We start from the raw sequence: 16,080 nt of genomic DNA, 5'->3' as shown, positions 1-16,080 counted from the left end.
GGCTGCGAGGCGGCGATGACGCGTTGGGGCCCGGCGTCCGGCAGCGGGTGGGGCGGACTCAGCCGATCGGCGCGTACAGCACCCCCAGCTTGTCGATCTCGTCGCCCGCCCGGCCCGTGAAGCCGACGATCTGCCAGCCGGACGGGGCCGTGAAGGATTTCGTGTCCGTGGTCGCCGTACCGGAGGACAGGGTGCGGCCCTTGTCCGTCGTGAAGGACGCCGAGAAGAGCCGGGTACGGCCGTCCTTCTGACCCTGCGTCAGCTTGACGGACGTGAGGTGCTCGCCGGAGGCGAGAGTCAGCGAGGTGGCCGTGCCGCCCGTACCGCCGTGGGGGAGCGTCGTACCGCCGTCGTGGGTGAGGGACACCGCGTCCAGGCGGGAGCCGCCGCGCAGCGTGAGCGTGCGGGGGGACGGTGTCGCGGGCAGGTCGTCCGCGTCGTTGAACGCCGTGCCGTGCGGGCCGCCGAAGAAGTCGCTCGCCTTCAGGGAGGAGTTGAGGGTGTAGGAGAAGTCGACCGTGTGCGGGAAGTGGTCGGAGAGGTTGGCGCCCGCGGAGTCCAGGAAGGACGCCCACTCGTTGTTGTAGCGGGTGGCGTCCAGGGTCAGCAGCTTGCTGCCACGGTAGAAGACCTTGTCCACCACCTCGCAGTCGTTGGTCGGGGCCGTCGTCGGGCACAGCAGCGCGTCCGCGCCCAGCGGCGGCGGCGTGCCGCCCTTCACCAGCTTCACCCACGGATCCGTCAGGCCGTTCTCCTCGGCCAGCGTGCGGATGTTGTCGCCCGTGCGCGTGTACCGCGTGTTCGTGTCACCCATCACGATCACCGCGTTGCCCGCGGAGTTCGCCTGGATGAAGTCGGAGAGCTGCTCGACATTGGCGCGGCGTGCGGCGTGCGCCTCGTTCGTGTCGTCGGCGTTGGTGTGGACGTTGTAGAGGTCCACGAAGACGCCCTCGGCGAGCCGTACCCGGGCGAGCGTGAAGCCCTTCGGGGTAAGGCAGTTGGTGCCGGTGCAGTTGTTCCACTTCACCCGCTCGAAGTCCTCGAAGGGGACGTCGGAGAGGGTGTTGAGACCGTCGCCCAGGCCGGCGCCGCCGCTGGTCGCGGTGCGGTACGGGTGGTTGTCACCCGCGTACAGGGCGGCGTGATAGTTGAAGTCCTCCTGGACGTTCACGATGTCGTACGACGCCAGGCGCGGGGAGATCAGCGGGGTGTTCGTCTCCGGGTTGCCGGAGCTCAGGCCCTCAGGGAGGCCTGCGACGTTGTACGTCAGGACGTTGAACGAGCCGGTGGTGGCCGCTGCCGCGGGCATCGTGCCGGTAGCGGCGAGGCCGGTCACGGCCAGGGCTGCGGCCGCGAGCGTGCCGATGAGTCGTCTCATGGTGGGGGTGTCTCTCCGGGGGAGGAGGAAGCGGGGACGGAAGGTGAACGCTGCTCAGGTTCACCGGCAACCAGTGTGACCGGCAAGGGCAGTTGGGGAAACAGTGAAGGACGAACCCGCCACAGTTCGGGTCAGCCGTATGCCGTATCTCGCACCCCGTATCTCGTATCCCACATCCCGTATCAGGCAACTGCGCCCGCGTCCGGTGGAGAACGCCGCCGCCTTCCGCTGAGCCCCCGCATCACAGCTCCCACGCCCGCCGTGCCCACCCCGCAACGGTCACCCGGCCACGGTCACGCGTTGGGATTCAACCCGTTCGACAGCCCCGTGTACGCCGGCTTCGCCGCATAGCTCTCGTTGTACGGCAGCGCCGCCCCGTATCCGCTGAACGTTCCCGGCACCCACGAGTACTTGTCGGTCAGGCCCCACACCGTCACCCCGGCGCAGCGCGGGACGCCCAGGCAGTTCTCGCTCGCCGTCTTGTAGTCGGTGGACTGCTGGGCGAGTTCGGCTGTGGAGGCGGGGAGGGGGATGCGGATGTCGAGTTCGGTGACGGAGACCTCCAGGCCGAGGTCGGAGAAGCGTTTGAGGTTGGCCTTCATGGAGGACGGGACCTGGCCCACCACGAAGTGCGACTGGAAGCCGATGCCGTGCAACGGCACGCCCTGCGCGAGGAGTTGTTTGGCGAGGGCGTACAGGGCGTCGCTCTTCGCGTTGTCCGCCTCGATGTTGTAGTCGTTGATGTACAGCTTGGCAGCCGGGTCCGCGGCGTGCGCCCAGCGCAGGGCGTTCGCGATGTAGCCGGTGCCGAGCTTGTCCTGCCACAGCGAACTGCGCATCGAGCCGTCCTCGTCGAACGTCTCGTTGATGACGTCCCAGGCGTAGATCCGGCCCTTGTAGCGGCCGACCGTCGTGTCGATGTGGTTCTTGAGGATCGTGTTCAGCTGGGACGCGGAGAAGTTGCCGTTCTTCAGCCAGGACGGCAGCTGGGAGTACCAGACGAGCGTGTGACCGCGTACGCCCTGGTCGTGCGAGGCGGCATGGTTGACCAGCCGGTCCGCCGCCGCCCAGTTGTAGCTGCCCCGGCTCGGCTCCAGCGCGTCCCACTTCATGGCGTTCTCCGCCGTCACCGAGTTGAACTCCCGGTCCAGGACGGTGGTGTACGAGGAGTCCGAGGTGAGCGGGGTGTCACCGACCGCCGCGCCGACCCGCACGCCGCGCGCGTCGGCGAATCCGCGCAGGGTCGTCGCGGCGGAGGCGTCCGGGGTGAGCTGGGGGAGCGTGACGGCCACGGTGGCGATCAGGGCGCCCGCGACGGCGAGCGGAAGCGGGCGCAGGACACGGCGGCGGCGGTGGGGGCGGGGACGGGAGGTGTGGGGCACGGCTGCTCCTCCGGAGGGGGCCACATATTCGTGTGCTGGTCGCCGCAGGGCGCCGTAAGGTTGCCGCGGACCGGGACGAGGGGGAGGGGTCGCTTGGCGCACGAGGCGCAGCGCGAGGAGGAATCGGGCAGCTCGACTCCACGCGTACGACACACCGGGCAGCGGTCCTCCGACAGCCGACCGCTGTGGCGGCAACGGGACTTCGGGATCTTCTGGGTCGCGCAGACCCTCTCGGTCCTCGGCGACTCCTTCGCCCTGATCGCCCTGCCCCTGCTGGTCCTCCAGGCCACCGGCTCCCTCGCCCGGATGGGCCTGCTCACGGCGGTCGGCGCAGCCGCCTCGGTGCTGGCGGCCGTCTTCGCCGGGGCCCTGGTGGACCGGGTCGACCGCCGCCGGCTGCTCATCGCCTGCGACCTGGTGCGCATGGTGCTGTACGGCGTGATCCCCCTGGTGTGGCTGCTCGGCCCGCAGGTCTGGCTGCTGTACGCCGTCCTGCCGCTGTGCGAGGCCGTCGGCATGCTGTTCGCCGTCGGTTACGTCACCGTCGTCCGCAGCCTGGTCGGCACCGAACAGCTCACCGAGGCCAACGGCCGGCTGAACGCGACCGCCGCCGCGGCGGGCGTACTCGGCCCGCTGTGTGCGGGCCTGGTGGCCGCGTGGACCGGCCCGGCCGCCGCGGTGGGCGTGGACGCGGCCAGCTTCGGGGTGTCGGCCGCCTGCATGCTCTTCGTACGGTTCGCCCCGCGCTCCGGGGGCGACGGCGGCCCGGCCGAGAAGAGGAGCCTGTGGCAGGACCTGCGGACCGGGGTCTCCTTCCTGTACGGCCACCCGGTGCTGCGCTCCCTGACCGCCCTGCTGTTCGTCTTCAGTTTCCTCACCCTCGGCATGACCGACCTGGTCATCTACCACGTCAAGCACGACCTCGGCCACGACGACGGCACGGTCGGCACCGTCATGGCCGTCGGCGCCCTCGGCACGATCACCGGCGCCCTGCTGGTGGCCCGGATCCGCCGGAGGCTCGGCTTCGGTCCGACCTGGACGGGAGCGGTGGCGGTGTGCGGGCTCGCGTTCGCCGGGCTGGGCTGGGCGCGGGACGTGTCCGTCGTCGCGGCGCTGAGCGCGGCGTTCCTCGCCTGCGGCGGCATCGCGGGCACCTGCTCCATGTCACTGCGGCAGGAGGTCACACCGGAACCACTGCTGGGCCGTGTCACCTCCGCGTTCTGGACCCTCCAGTACGCCGCCGCCCCGATCGGGGCGGCCGTCCTGACCTGGGCCGCGGACCGGCGGGGCACCGCACCCGTCGGCCTGGTCGCCGGCGCGTGCTGTGTGCTCATCGCGGTGGTCGCGCTGTTCACGCCGATACGACGGTCCACAGGAGCGGGATCGCCGGCCCCGTCAGGCCCTTCGCCCGGGCAGCAGTGACGCCGGCAGCAGCGCCAGGGCGAGCAGCCCCGCCGCCACCGCGTACGCGATCCGGAAGCCGGCGGGATCGGCGCCCGCCGAGCCCAGGACCACGGAGATCAGGGCGGTACCGACCGACGCCCACACCTGCGCGTTGATGCTCAGCGCGGTGCTCGCCGCGGCCATCCGGTCCATCGGCAGGTCCCGGCTCGCGGTCGTCATCGTCGGCATCAGGACCATGCCGGAGCCGACGCCCATCACCATCCCGGCACCGACGAGCCGCCACGGGGCCACGTCGTCCGTGCCGATCTGGACCGCCGTCAACGCCATGCCGAGCGCCCCGATCGCGATCCCGGCCGGGATCAGCCGTCGCGGCGACACCTTGTCGATGCGGCGCGCGGCGACCTGCATCGTGATGCCGACGGTGAGCCCGATCGGCGCGCCCAGCAGTCCGGCCGTCGTCGCGCTCGTGTCCCGGACCTGCTGCCAGTACACCGGGGTGAGCAGCATCGACCCGAAGTAGCCGCAGGTGAACAGCGCGAGCGTGCCGATGCCGACGGCGAACGTGCGGTCGCCCAGCAGCCGGAGGTCGAGCAGCGGCTCGCGGGCGGTCAGCGCACGCCGTACGAAGGCGGCGACGAGGGCGACACCTGCGAGGGTCGGCACCAGTGCGCCGTACGAGGCGAAGTCGCCCCGTTCCCCGCCCCGCGCCAGCCCGAACAGCAGCAGGGCGAGGCCCGGCGAGAGCATCAGCAGGCCCAGGACGTCCAGCGCGGGCGGCCCCGCCTGGGGCTCGTCGGGTCGCAGCAACCTCGCCGCGAGCACCAGTGCCACCGCACCGACCGGCAGATTGACCAGGAAGATCCAGTGCCAGGACGCGGAGTCGAGCAGCCGGCCGCCGAGCACCGGCCCGGCCGCCGGGCCGACCAGGATCGGCAGTCCCAGCAAGGCCATCGACCGTCCGAGCCGTTCCCGGTCGGCGATGCGCATCACCATCGCCATGCCGACGGGCATCAGCAGCCCGCCGCCCAGACCCTGAACGGCACGGAACGCGATCAGGCTCGGCGCGTCCCAGGCGAACGCCGCGAGCAGCGAGCCGAGGGTGAACAGCACGAGGGCGGTCAGGTAGGTGCGCTTGGCGCCGAACCGGCCCATCGCCCAGGCCGCGGTCGGGATGACGGCGGCGAGTGCGAGCGTGTACGCCGTGGCGGTCCACTGGATCGTCTCCAGCGGGGCGTGGAACGCCTCGGAGAGGCTGCGCAGCGCCACGTTCACGATCGTCATGTCGAGCACCGACATCACCGAGCCGATGATGACGACGGCGAGGGTGCGATGGAGGGCCTTCGCGGCGGCCCGGGAGTCCGCCGGCGGCGCTTCGAGGGCCGGTGTCGTGGACATCCCCCGTACCCCTCTCAGCCCTCGTACGGCCGGGTCGCGCGGGCCGACCGCAACGCCCGCCCCCACCAGGACAGTTGGCCGAGCATGCCCTTCGCGGCGCTCTCGCACACGGTGCTGTCGCGCGGGGTGCCGTCCTCGGTGAGGCCGGACCACGGGCCGTGCAGGCTGACGGAGTCGCGGACCGTCATGGCGTGCAACTCGGCGAAGACCAGCCGGAGTTGCTCGACAGCGCGCAGGCCGCCGGAGAGACCGCCGTAGGAGACGAAGCCGACGGGCTTGGCGTGCCACTGGCCGCGGTGCCAGTCGATGAAGTTCTTCAGGGCCGCGGGGAAGCTGTGGTTGTACTCGGGGGTGACGACGACGAAGGCGTCCGCGGCGGCCAGCCGTGGTGTGACGTCGGCCAGTGCGGCGGCGGCCTCGGGGCTCGGCGTGCGGCCCCAACCCGGCATCGCCAGCGGCAGTTCGACGTCGACGAGGTCGACGACGTCTAGTTCCAGACCGTCCGATCCCTTCGCGGCGCCGACGAACCAGTCGGTGACGGCACGTCCCGCCCGCCCCTCGCGGACGCTGCCGACGACGACGGCGACGCGCAGCGGAGCGTCCTCACGAGCGCTCGGGGCGGGCACGGCTTCGGTGACAGACATGGTGGTATCTCCTCATGAACGGGGCGACGGACCGATGCGGTCCCCCTCCGGTAAGCTACAACGGTCGTTGTAAAAATTACAACGCTCGTTGTAATTCGATGAGGAGGCGAGTGTGGGCATCAGCAACGACGCCTGGATGGACAAGTCCCGGCGAGAGGTACCGCCCCGCAGGCTGGAGAAGCAGCTCGCGATGGCGGGCGCCGCCTGCACGGTCTTCGGCCGCGAGGGCTACACGCGCGCCTCGGTCGACGCGCTGGCGGCCGCGGCCGGCGTGTCCACGCGCACGCTCTACAACCACTTCCCGGGCGGCAAGGCCGACCTCTTCCGTACGGTCGTCAGCTGGACGTCGAGCGAGGTCAAGGACGCCCAACTCGGCCGTCTCCATGCCCTGCTGGATCCCGAGCGCCCACCACGGCCCGAGGACCTGGAGCGCGATCTCGTCGCCCTCGCCCGGGCCTTCGTCGGCGTCATGACCGAGTTCCCGGACCACTTCGCGCTCGTCCGGCACATCCACGCCGAGGCCGACCACGTGCCGCCCGAGGTCCTCCAGACGTGGCAGGAGGCAGGGCCGGGGCCCGTCGGCCGCGGGCTCGCCGACGCGATGGCGGGCCTCGCCGCGGCCGGTCTGATCGACGTGCACGGGGACGCGGCCCTGACCGGCGCCCACTTCTCGGCCCTGACCTCCCACCAGATCGTGCAGCTCTCCCACTACGGAGTCCGCCCGCTGTCCAAGGAGAGGACGGAGCGGCTGATCACGGGGGGTGTGGCGGCGTTCCTGCGGGCGTACAGGACTGCGTGATCCGGTCGGGGGCGGCGGTCGAGCCCTGTCCCGTCACCCCGGCGGGCTGACCGGCCGGCCGGCCACGTGAAGGGGTCCAGGGCACGACGAACACGAGGCTCACCGCGAGGCGGGACGTCAGCCGGAGGATGTCGCGGTGGTCATCCGTTCACGCCCGAGTAGTGCCGCAGGCTCCACCGCCACAGCAGCCGCGCCCCCAGGTACGCCACCACGCCGAGCAGCGGTGAGGCCGCCGCCAGCCAGTACGGGACGCCGGTGTCGTGGCCGTGCCCGGTGAGGACGGCGGCCGGGAAGTACGCCACGAACGCGAGCGGAAGGCCGAATGTCAGGAATCCGCCCACCGCCTTGGGCAGTACGTTCAGCGGGTAGCTGCCGAAGGTGCCGAGGAGTTCCTCCAGCCAGCGGCCCCAGTAGTCGGCGGCCGGGAAGCGGAGGGAGGCGGAGGCCACCGCCGTGAACAGGGCGGCCTCCAGGAGCATGCCGCCGAGGATCGCGGCGATCAGGTACGAGATCCGGCCGGCGGTCCAGTCCAGGTCGCTGCGGCTGAGCGCGCCCGCCATCAGGCCCGCGGCGACGGTCAGGTCACCGATCGCATTGGTGGGGAAGAAGGCGAGCTGGACCTGCCGGTGCACCGGCATGGGGCGCACCAGATAGACGTCGATCCTCCCTTCCTGGATCTGCCGGCCGATGAGGTGCACCCGCCCCAGCACCAGCACGAACAACCCGTGCGCCAGCATCCGCGTCGCCGGGATCAGCAGCACCTCCGAGCTGTCCCAGCCGCCCATCCCGGTGAACCGGGTGAGCAGGACCGTCGCGAAGACGATCACCGACACCTGCCAGATCGCACCGATCGCGATCATCAGCAGGAACTCGGTGCGGTACTCCAGCTGGGCACGGAAGTTGAGAAGCGTGACGCGCCACGCGATCCGGACGGCGTTCACAGGCATCAACCTCCTTGGGACATGACACGAAGGGCGGCCCGCCGCCACAGGAAGCGGGTGAACAGGGAGAGCAGCACGACCCAGGCGGCCTGGATCGCCAACTGGCCGGCCGCGTCCGACAGCGGGATACGGCCGATGTAGAGGGACAGGGGCACGCTCAGCGTCGCCTGGAAGGGCAGGAAGCCGCTCATCGTCACGAACCAGTCGGGGAAGAACCACAGCGGCGCGTACACCCCGGACAACAGGTTCTGCGCGAAGATCAGGATCAGCATCGCCGCGTTGTTGCGGACCGTCCAGAAGCACAGCTGGTCCAGCACGAGCATCACGTGGTACAGGACCAACTGGCCGAGCAGCAGGCTGAGTGCGAACACCCCTGCCACTGCGGCCGACCGGGGCGGCTCGACCACCCCGGCCGCGAGGCAGACCGCGTATCCGCCGAGCGCCCACGCGAAGCCGTACAACTGCTCGCCGAGGGCGCGCAGGGCGTGGTAGCGCTGGGGCGGCAGCGGGCGCAGGTACCAGTAGACGATCGTGCCGAAGTGCATGTGCTGCAGCACGGTGTCCCGGCCCGCGTACTGGTCCAACTCCCTTAGCCGGGAGGCGAGTACGGCCAGGACGGCGTACGTCACCGCCTGGTCGCGGTCGAGTCCGGCGGTGGTGCCGGTGTGGGCGTACAGGCCGTGCCACAGGGACGCCACCAGCACCACCTGCACGGTCAGCCGGAGCAGTACGGCGGTCATGCGGGGCGGGGTGTGCAGCTCGCCGAGCGGCGTGACGCGGGCGGTGCGCCAGGCGTGGAGTACGGCCATCACGCCGCCTCGGCATGGACGTAGGCGGCCCGCATCACGTCCTCGAGATCCGCCTCGTCGATGGCGATGCCGGTCACCTCGTAGTGCTCGATGACCGCCTTCAACGCCTGGTGCACCGTGGGGGCGTCGGGTCCGTCGGGTCCGAACACCACCTGTGGCCCGTCGTGCCGCAGCACCGCGATCCCCGGCAGCGCCACGACCTCGGCGTGCGCATCGGCGAGGGTCGCCCGCACCTGCCATGTCGAGCCGAACTTGCGGCGGATCTCGTCGAGGCTGCCGTCCAGGACGAGCCGGCCGTGGTTGATCAGGACGACCCGTTCGGCGAGCCGCTCGACCTCCGTCATGTCGTGCGTGGTCAGCAGGACAGTACGGCCGCGCTGTTCGACCTGGTGCCGCAGGAACTCCCGCACCTGTTCCTTGACCACCACGTCCATGCCGATGGTCGGCTCGTCGAGGAAGACGACCTGCGGGTCGTGCAGCAGGGCGGCGGCGAGGTCGCTGCGGACGCGCTGGCCGAGGGAGAGATGGCGCACCCGGGTGTCCCAGAAGGACGACAGGTCGAGCAGGTCGTCGAACTCCTTGAGACGGGCGGCGTGTTCGGCCTTCGGCACCTCGTAGATGTCTCTGAGGATCGCGAAGGACTCGCGCACCGGCAGGTCCCACCACAGCTGGGTGCGCTGCCCGAACACCGCACCGATGTTGCGGGCGTTGCGCTCGCGCTCCTCGTACGGCACCACGCCGGCGACCCGGGCCTCGCCGGAGGTGGGCGTGAGGATGCCGGTGAGGATCTTGATGGTGGTGGACTTGCCCGCGCCGTTCGGGCCGAGCAGGGCGAGGAGTTCGCCCGCGCCGACGTCGAAGGTGATGTCGGCGACGGCGTGCTTGGCGACTCGCTCCGGGTTGACCAGGGAGCGGACCGCGCCCGTGAAGCCCGGGCGGCGGACGGTGGTGTGGAAGGTGCGGGACAGACCGCGGACCTCGATGTTTCCGCTCACACTGGCAACTCCCTTGCTCCGAACGCGAGTGCGGCCGGTCGGCTGGAGGGGCCGACCGGCCGCGGGCACCTCACGACGGTCGCAGAATGTCGATCAATCGTGCAATGGATTAATCGATCAGTGAGTTGGACTAATCGATCACCGAGAACACGAACGAGAACTCCGTCGGCTCGGCCCGCAGGACGTACTGCGGCAGCGGACCCGGACCGCACGACTGCGAACCGACGCCGTGCAGACCGTGGTCGAGGTTGACCCACACCGTGTCGCCGGCCGTGAGGTCGGTGAGATGGGAGGCCGCGTCCAGCTGCTCGGTCGTCCAGCGGCGCGCGCTGAACCAGAACTCCGGGTCGCCCTCGATCCTGAGGCCGCCGAGCTCCGCCCAGCGGACGTCGGCACGGGCGCCGTTCTCCTGCGGACGGACGTACGGAGTCTGCAGATCGTCCACAGTCGACTGCCAACGGCCGACCATCGACGCCGACTTGGTGTCGGGGTACGCCTCGCCGGGACCGCCGCCGAACCACCTCACCTGGTCCGCCTCGGGGAGTCCGAGCCGGATGCCCAGCCGGGGCAGCGGCAGCGTCCACTCGCCCTCGGGAGCCACGGACACGGTCAGCCGCAGCCGGCTGCCGTCCGAGGTCCAGCGGTACACCGTGCTCAGGCCCACCTCGCGGGCGGCGGGCGCCACCCGGGTCCGTACCGTCAGTGCGTCCTCGCCCATCTCCACGGAGTCCAGGCGGTGTTGCATACGGTGCAGGCCCAGCGTGCGCCACAGCACCCCGTAACGGGTGTCGGTCTGCCACTCCGCGCCGTCGTCGTTGTCGGTGGGCGCCCGCCACACGTCCAGGCGCGGGCTTTCGACGGCCACGCCGCCGATCGTCTTCAGCGCACCCGTGCGGGCGTCGAAGGACGCCGGGCCGAGGGTGATCAGCTTCTCGCCGAGCACCGGGCGGTCGGTGGGCGCGACGGACGGCAGCGACCGGGGCGCGGCCGGGAACTGACCCCAGGCGACGACGTGGTCCTTCGGCGCCCACGCGGTGTCGGCCGCGAGCAGCGCCAGTACAGTCCACCGGGTCTCCGCACCGCGGGCGTCCGAGGGCGGCTCGGGCAGTTTCACGTCGGCGGACTCGCCGGCCGCCAGCTCCGGCACCGACAGCGTGCCCGCCTCGACCGTCTCGCCGTCCACCTGGTACGACCACTCGAAGGCCAGCGCGGACAGGTCCGCGAAGTCGTGCCGATTGGTCACGCGCACGGTGCCGTCGGAGCCGTCGCCCTCGATGAGGACCGGCTCGATGACCTTCTTGTACTCGATGAGCCCGGGGGAGGGCCGCCGGTCGGGGAAGACCAGCCCGTCGCAGACGAAGTTGCCGTCGTGCAGTTCCTCGCCGAAGTCACCGCCGTAGGCGTAGCCCAGCTCCGGGTGCTTGATGCCGTGGTCGATCCACTCCCAGATGAAGCCGCCCTGCAGCCGCTCGTACTTCTCGAACAGCCGCTGGTAGTCGGCGATGCCACCGGGGCCGTTGCCCATGGCGTGCCCGTACTCGCACTGGATGAAGGGCAGTTCGCGGCGCTTGTGCGTGCCCCCGTCCAGGCCCTGGCCGATGCTCTCGACCTCGGCGTGGAAGGCGTACATCCGCGAGTACACGTCCGTGTCCCGGCAGTCCCAGTCGCCCTCGTAGTGCACGAGGCGGGAGGAGTCGCGGCCGTGGATCCACTCGGCCATCGCGGTCAGACCGCGGCCGGTGCCGGCCTCGTTGCCGAGGGACCAGAAGACGATCGACGGGTGGTTCTTGTCCCGCTCGACCATCCGGGCCGCACGGTCCAGGAGGGCCGGGGTCCAGCGGTCGTCGTCGACGGGGTTGTCCCGCCAGCCCTGCTCGGTGAAGCCGTGGGTCTCCAGGTCGCACTCGTCGATGACCCACAGGCCGTACTCGTCGCACAGGTCCAGGAAGGCCGGGTGCGGCGGGTAGTGCGAGGTGCGGACCGCGTTGAGGTTGTGCCGCTTCATCAGCAGCACGTCCTCGCGCATGGTCTCCAGGTCGAGCGCGCGACCCATCGTAGGATGCCACTCGTGGCGGTTGACGCCCTTGAAGAGGACGGGCTTGCCGTTGACCTTGATCAGGCCGTCTTCCAGCACGACGGTACGGAAGCCGACGCGCAGGGGCACCCGCTCGCCCTCGGTCGCCAGCACACCGTCGTAGAGGTACGGCGTCTCCGCCGTCCACGGCCGGACCGGCACCGTCACCGACTCGCCGGTGGCGACATCGATGTCCAGTGCGGGCACGGTCACCCGCCCGTCCACGTCGGAGTCGACGCGCAGGGTGCCCTCGCCGGAGACGTGGTCGTAGGAGGCGTGCACGAAGAAGTCCAGGGCGCAGCCCGCGGGGCGGTGCAGCAGCGTCACGTCACGGAAGATGCCGGGCAGCCACCACTGGTCCTGGTCCTCCAGGTACGAGCCCGCCGACCACTGGTGGACGCGGACCGCGAGCACGTTGCCGCTCGGCTTCAGCAGGTGGCCGACCGCGAACTCGTGCGGCAGCCGGGAGCCCTTGAACTCGCCGATGTCCGTCCCGTTCAGCCAGACCCGGGCGCACGACTCGACGCCGTCGAAGCGCAGCACCACGCCGCCGTCCGCGGGCCAGTCTGCGGGCAGGTCGAAGACCCGCAGGTGGTCGCCGGTCGGGTTCTCCGTCGGGACGTGCGGCGGGTCCACGGGGAAGGGGTAGAGATGGTTCGTGTAGATCGGCGACCCGAACGAGCCGTCGCCCTGCAGGACCCAGTGCCCCGGGACCGTGACCTCGGCCCAGTCCCCGGCGTCGTACCCCTCCTCGGCGAACGAGTCGTCCTCGGCGTCGGCGGTCGCCGACACCCGCAGGCGCCAACTGCCGTTCAGGGACAGGGACGTGGCGTCCGAGGACGGGTACCAGGCGCGGGGCGGGAGGGCCCCGCTGCCCGGTGAGACGTCCTCGACGTAGTCGAAGTCGGTGGTGCGGAAAGACATCGGTCTCCTAGCTCAGCCCTTGATGCCGGTCTGCGCGATCCCCTGCACCAGCCAGCGCTGGAGGAAGAGGAACACGAGCAGCAGGGGCAGGATGGAAATGGCCGTGGCCGCGAAGATCAGGTGGTAGTTGACGGTCTGGTTGGTCATGTACGAGGACAGTGCGACCTGGATGGTCCAGGAGCTCGGGTCCTGACCGATGACCAGGGGCCACAGGAAGGAGTTCCAGCCGCTGATGAACGTGATCGTGGCCATGGCCGCGAAGAAGTTCAGCGAGTTGGGCACGACGACCCGCCAGTACGCCCCCCAGTACGAGAGTCCGTCCACGCGTGCCGCCTCCTCCAGCTCCTTGGGGAACCCCAGGAAGTACTGCCGGAACAGGAAGCAGGTGAAACCACTGAACAGGGCCGGAATGATCAGACCGCGGTAGGTGTCCACCCAGCCCAGCGACGAGACCAGCACGAAGCTCGGCACGAAGGTGACGGCCGTCGGGATCATCAGGGTCACGAGGACCATGTAGAAGATCTTGTTGGCGTGCTTGTACGGGATGCGGGCGAGGCCGTAGCCGGCGAGCGAGCAGATCAGCAGGATGCCGGTCGTGTGCAGGATGGCGACGACCCACGAGTTCCACAGGGCCCGGCCGAAGTCGACGGTCTCGTCGTTGAACGGCTCGCTGAAGTTGCCCCACTGGATGTCGGTGGGGAACCACTTCCAGTTCTCGCCCGTGATCTCCGGGTCCGTCATCAGGGCGTTGCGGACGATCAGATAGAAGGGGATCAGGAAGAGCAGGGCGGCGATACCGGTGGCGATGTACAGACCGGAGTTGCCGATGACCTTGCCCCCGCGCTTCTTGCCGGGGGTCTTCCTGACGTCAGGTGCGGTGGTGGTCACTTGGACTCCTCACCCCTTCCGAAGCCCATGATCTTCCCCTGGAACAGGGTGATCACGAGGATGAGCAGGGTCAGGATGACGGCGCCCGCGCTGCCCTGGCCGTAGTCCTGGCTTTCACCGAGGGCCGTCTTGTACAGCTCCACGAGGGGAGGCTGGCCCCAGGTCGCCTTGCTGAGGAGGTTCCAGAACTCGTCGAAGGCCTGGTAGGCGGCGATCAGCAACAGCAGGATCACCGCGGTCGAGGTGGCCCGCAGCTGGGGCAGCGTGATGTGGCGGAAGGTCTGCCAGCCCGGCTTGGCGCCGTCGATGGCGGCGGCCTCGTACAGCTCCGCCGGGATGTTCTGCAGCGCCGCCAGGAACAGGATCATGTAGAAGCCGGCCTGCAGCCATAGGCGCAGCGTCACGATGACCAGCCAGTACCAGGGCGGGTCGGGGTTGGCCAGCCAGGCGACGTTGTCGACGCCGAACCAGCCGACGACCGTGTTGGCCAGGCCGAAGCGGACGCCGTTGAAGATGGACATCTTCCAGATCAGCGCGGCGGCGACGTAGGAGACGGCGGTCGGAATGAAGAACACCGAGCGGAAGAACGCCTTCATGAAGGTCAGCCGGTGCACCAGCAGCGCCAGGCCCAGTGAGAGCGCCCAGGTGGTCGGCACGATGAACGCCGCGAAGACGGTGAAGGTGATCAGGGCGCCGGTGAAGTCCGGGTTGTCCAGGATCGCCTGGTAGTTGTCGAAGCCGATGAACTCGCTCGGCGAGACGGTGAAGCGTGCCTCGAAGAAGCTGAGATAGATGCTCCAGCCCATCGGCACGAAGACGAAGATCACCAGGCCGATGAGGAAGGGCCCGGTGAAGAGCCAGAAGTTGAGGGTCGCGTTGGCCCGCAGACTCCGCCGCGGCCGCGCCTTTTCAGGCTTGGCCGGGGCGGAGGTCGCGAGGTCGATCTTGGTGGTGGTCGACATGTTCTGGTCCGCCCGCCGGTCTATCCGAAGAGCTTCTTGAGCTCTGCGTTGACCTTCTTGTCACAGGCGTCGAGCGCGGCCTCCGGGCTGCCGTTCTTGCGCACGGAGTTGGCGATCACGTCGTTCACCGAGGCGATCATCGACTGCGTCCAGGCGATGTTGTCGAAGTGCCCGTAGTCGGTGAAGAGCTTGACGCCCTCGGCCGGCAGACCCGACTTGAGCTTGGTGGCGGACTGCGCGATCGAGGTGCGCGGCGGGACGTGGAAGCCGTAGGACAGCGCCCAGTCCTCCTGGTACTCCTTCTGGTCGATCCACAGCCACTTGACGTACTCCTTGGCTGCGTCGACGTTCTTGCTCTTGGCGTTGACGAACATCGACCAGCCGCCGTTGATGACCGATGCCTTGCCGGCGGAGCCGACCTTGGGGAACGGGAAGATGCCGACGTCGTCGCCGAGCGCCTTCTGGATCACGGGCATGGCCCACATGCCGCACCACTGAATGGCGGTCAGGCCCTGGGTAAAGGCCGAGGGGTCCCACCAGTCGGCGGGGGCGTCCAGGAGCAGGTTGCCGCTCGTGAACAGCTTGCGGAGCTGGCTCAGACCGTCGGCCACGGCGTCCGTGTGGTAGGCGATCTCGTTCTTCTCGTTGAGCGTGTTCGCGCCGGCCGACCAGATCAGCGGGTTCTGGACGGGGGTGATGTCGTTGCCGAGGAAGCCACCCTTGACCTTGTCCGTGGTGAGCTTGTCGATGGCCTCGATCAGCTCTTCCAGGGTCTGCGGGACCTCGATCTTGGCCTTCTCGAAGAGCGACGGCCGGTAGTAGAAGAACTGCGGGTCGTCGATCATCCGGACGCCGTATATCTTCCCGTCGACCGTGTGCGAGGCGATGTCGGCCGGGTTGAAGTCGTCCTTGACCGGGTTGATGATGTCGCTCAGGTCCGCCACCTGACCGCTCTTGACCATCTGGAGCTGCGGGTGGAACTCGAAGAGGTCAGGCGCGTTCTTGGTCAGCAGGGCCGGGAACAGCTTGTTCTCGAAGTTGCTGCCGGTGATCCACTGGGTGGTCACGTTGGCGCCCTTGTAGGCCTTCGCGTACTTCTTGATGGCCTGCTCGGTGCCCGCCTCGCCGTACGCGTGGAAGTACTGGGTGAGCACGTCGCCCGACCCCCCGCCGCTACGGCCGGTGTTCCCGCCGCACGCGGCCAGACCGCCGGCGGCGGCCAGGCCCATCGCGGCCCGCAGTACGTTGCGGCGGTCCCAGTTGGTGTTGCTCATTGCCGACATGGTGACGTCCTTGTCTTGAGTACGGCTTGCGGCTCTGTGCCGATGGCTCTGCGGCTCAGCGCCAGGTGGCTCAAAAGGGGTTGCGGTGCGGGACGTTAACCTTCGGCTAAGGCTTCGGCAAGGGGTTGGACGAAGTCTGTTCGAAGCGTTGTGTAGCGTTCGGGATTCCGGACGTGATGGGGGTGGCGGGCCGCCGCACCAG

13 protein-coding genes are annotated in these 16,080 nt (G+C 69.6%); 2 read left to right on the top strand and 11 right to left on the bottom strand.

The window, feature by feature from the left end; genetic code table 11:
• Positions 1-58 precede the first annotated feature (58 nt).
• Positions 59-1,378, bottom strand: coding sequence for a jacalin-like lectin (locus ADK57_RS26110; RefSeq protein WP_053752009.1), 1,320 nt, complete (start codon positions 1,376-1,378; stop codon positions 59-61).
• Positions 1,379-1,671: 293 nt separating this feature from the next.
• Positions 1,672-2,760, bottom strand: a complete 1,089-nt coding sequence (locus ADK57_RS26105) for an endo-1,4-beta-xylanase (protein ID WP_053752008.1) — start codon at positions 2,758-2,760, stop codon at positions 1,672-1,674.
• Between the two features lie 93 nt (positions 2,761-2,853).
• Here ADK57_RS26105 and ADK57_RS26100 point away from each other — a divergent pair, with 93 nt between their 5' ends.
• Entirely contained in the window at positions 2,854-4,182 is a 1,329-nt protein-coding gene (locus ADK57_RS26100) for an MFS transporter (RefSeq protein ID WP_053752007.1), read from the top strand.
• Here the strand turns inward: ADK57_RS26100 and ADK57_RS26095 are convergent.
• Together ADK57_RS26095 and ADK57_RS26090 are read right to left on the bottom strand one after the other, a co-directional pair.
• Positions 4,156-5,559: a DHA2 family efflux MFS transporter permease subunit gene (locus ADK57_RS26095; RefSeq protein WP_053752006.1), complete on the bottom strand. Its 1,404-nt coding sequence runs from the start codon at positions 5,557-5,559 to the stop codon at positions 4,156-4,158. The genes ADK57_RS26100 and ADK57_RS26095 overlap by 27 nt on opposite strands.
• A 14-nt stretch (positions 5,560-5,573) precedes the next feature.
• Complete coding sequence (locus tag ADK57_RS26090; RefSeq protein ID WP_053752005.1) at positions 5,574-6,203, bottom strand: NADPH-dependent FMN reductase; 630 nt, start codon at positions 6,201-6,203, stop codon at positions 5,574-5,576.
• Positions 6,204-6,315: 112 nt separating this feature from the next.
• On the opposite strand from ADK57_RS26090, the gene ADK57_RS26085 reads away from it, so the two are divergent.
• On the top strand, positions 6,316-7,002 hold the full coding sequence (locus ADK57_RS26085) for a TetR/AcrR family transcriptional regulator (RefSeq protein ID WP_053752004.1): 687 nt from the start codon (positions 6,316-6,318) through the stop codon (positions 7,000-7,002).
• Positions 7,003-7,142: 140 nt separating this feature from the next.
• Here the strand turns inward: ADK57_RS26085 and ADK57_RS26080 are convergent, their stop codons facing one another.
• From ADK57_RS26080 to ADK57_RS26050, 7 genes are all read right to left on the bottom strand, one after another.
• Positions 7,143-7,949, bottom strand: a complete 807-nt coding sequence (locus ADK57_RS26080) for an ABC transporter permease (RefSeq protein WP_199830687.1) — start codon at positions 7,947-7,949, stop codon at positions 7,143-7,145.
• A complete protein-coding gene (locus ADK57_RS26075) occupies positions 7,949-8,752 on the bottom strand; it encodes an ABC-2 family transporter protein (RefSeq protein ID WP_053752003.1) in 804 nt (267 codons plus the stop codon). Before ADK57_RS26075 ends, ADK57_RS26080 begins: the two co-directional genes overlap by 1 nt.
• On the bottom strand, positions 8,752-9,747 hold the full coding sequence (locus tag ADK57_RS26070) for an ABC transporter ATP-binding protein (protein ID WP_053752002.1): 996 nt from the start codon (positions 9,745-9,747) through the stop codon (positions 8,752-8,754). The genes ADK57_RS26075 and ADK57_RS26070 overlap by 1 nt, the downstream gene beginning before the upstream one ends.
• Before the next feature lie 130 nt (positions 9,748-9,877).
• A complete protein-coding gene (locus tag ADK57_RS26065; protein WP_053752001.1) occupies positions 9,878-12,745 on the bottom strand; it encodes a glycoside hydrolase family 2 TIM barrel-domain containing protein in 2,868 nt (955 codons plus the stop codon).
• 12 nt (positions 12,746-12,757) lie between these two features.
• Positions 12,758-13,633 carry a carbohydrate ABC transporter permease gene (locus ADK57_RS26060; protein WP_053752000.1) on the bottom strand — a complete coding sequence of 292 codons (876 nt, stop codon included), beginning with the start codon at positions 13,631-13,633 and terminating at the stop codon, positions 12,758-12,760.
• Positions 13,630-14,595, bottom strand: a complete 966-nt coding sequence (locus ADK57_RS26055) for a carbohydrate ABC transporter permease (RefSeq protein ID WP_053751999.1) — start codon at positions 14,593-14,595, stop codon at positions 13,630-13,632. Before ADK57_RS26055 ends, ADK57_RS26060 begins: the two co-directional genes overlap by 4 nt.
• Before the next feature lie 20 nt (positions 14,596-14,615).
• On the bottom strand, positions 14,616-15,878 hold the full coding sequence (locus tag ADK57_RS26050) for an ABC transporter substrate-binding protein (RefSeq protein ID WP_053751998.1): 1,263 nt from the start codon (positions 15,876-15,878) through the stop codon (positions 14,616-14,618).
• Between the last annotated feature and the right edge of the window lie 202 nt (positions 15,879-16,080).

Origin of the sequence: Streptomyces sp. MMG1533 (assembly GCF_001279775.1) — a bacterium.
GTDB lineage: Bacteria > Actinomycetota > Actinomycetes > Streptomycetales > Streptomycetaceae > Streptomyces.
Note: the sequence above shows the minus strand (reverse complement) of the source record. Positions and strands in the feature narration are given on the sequence as shown.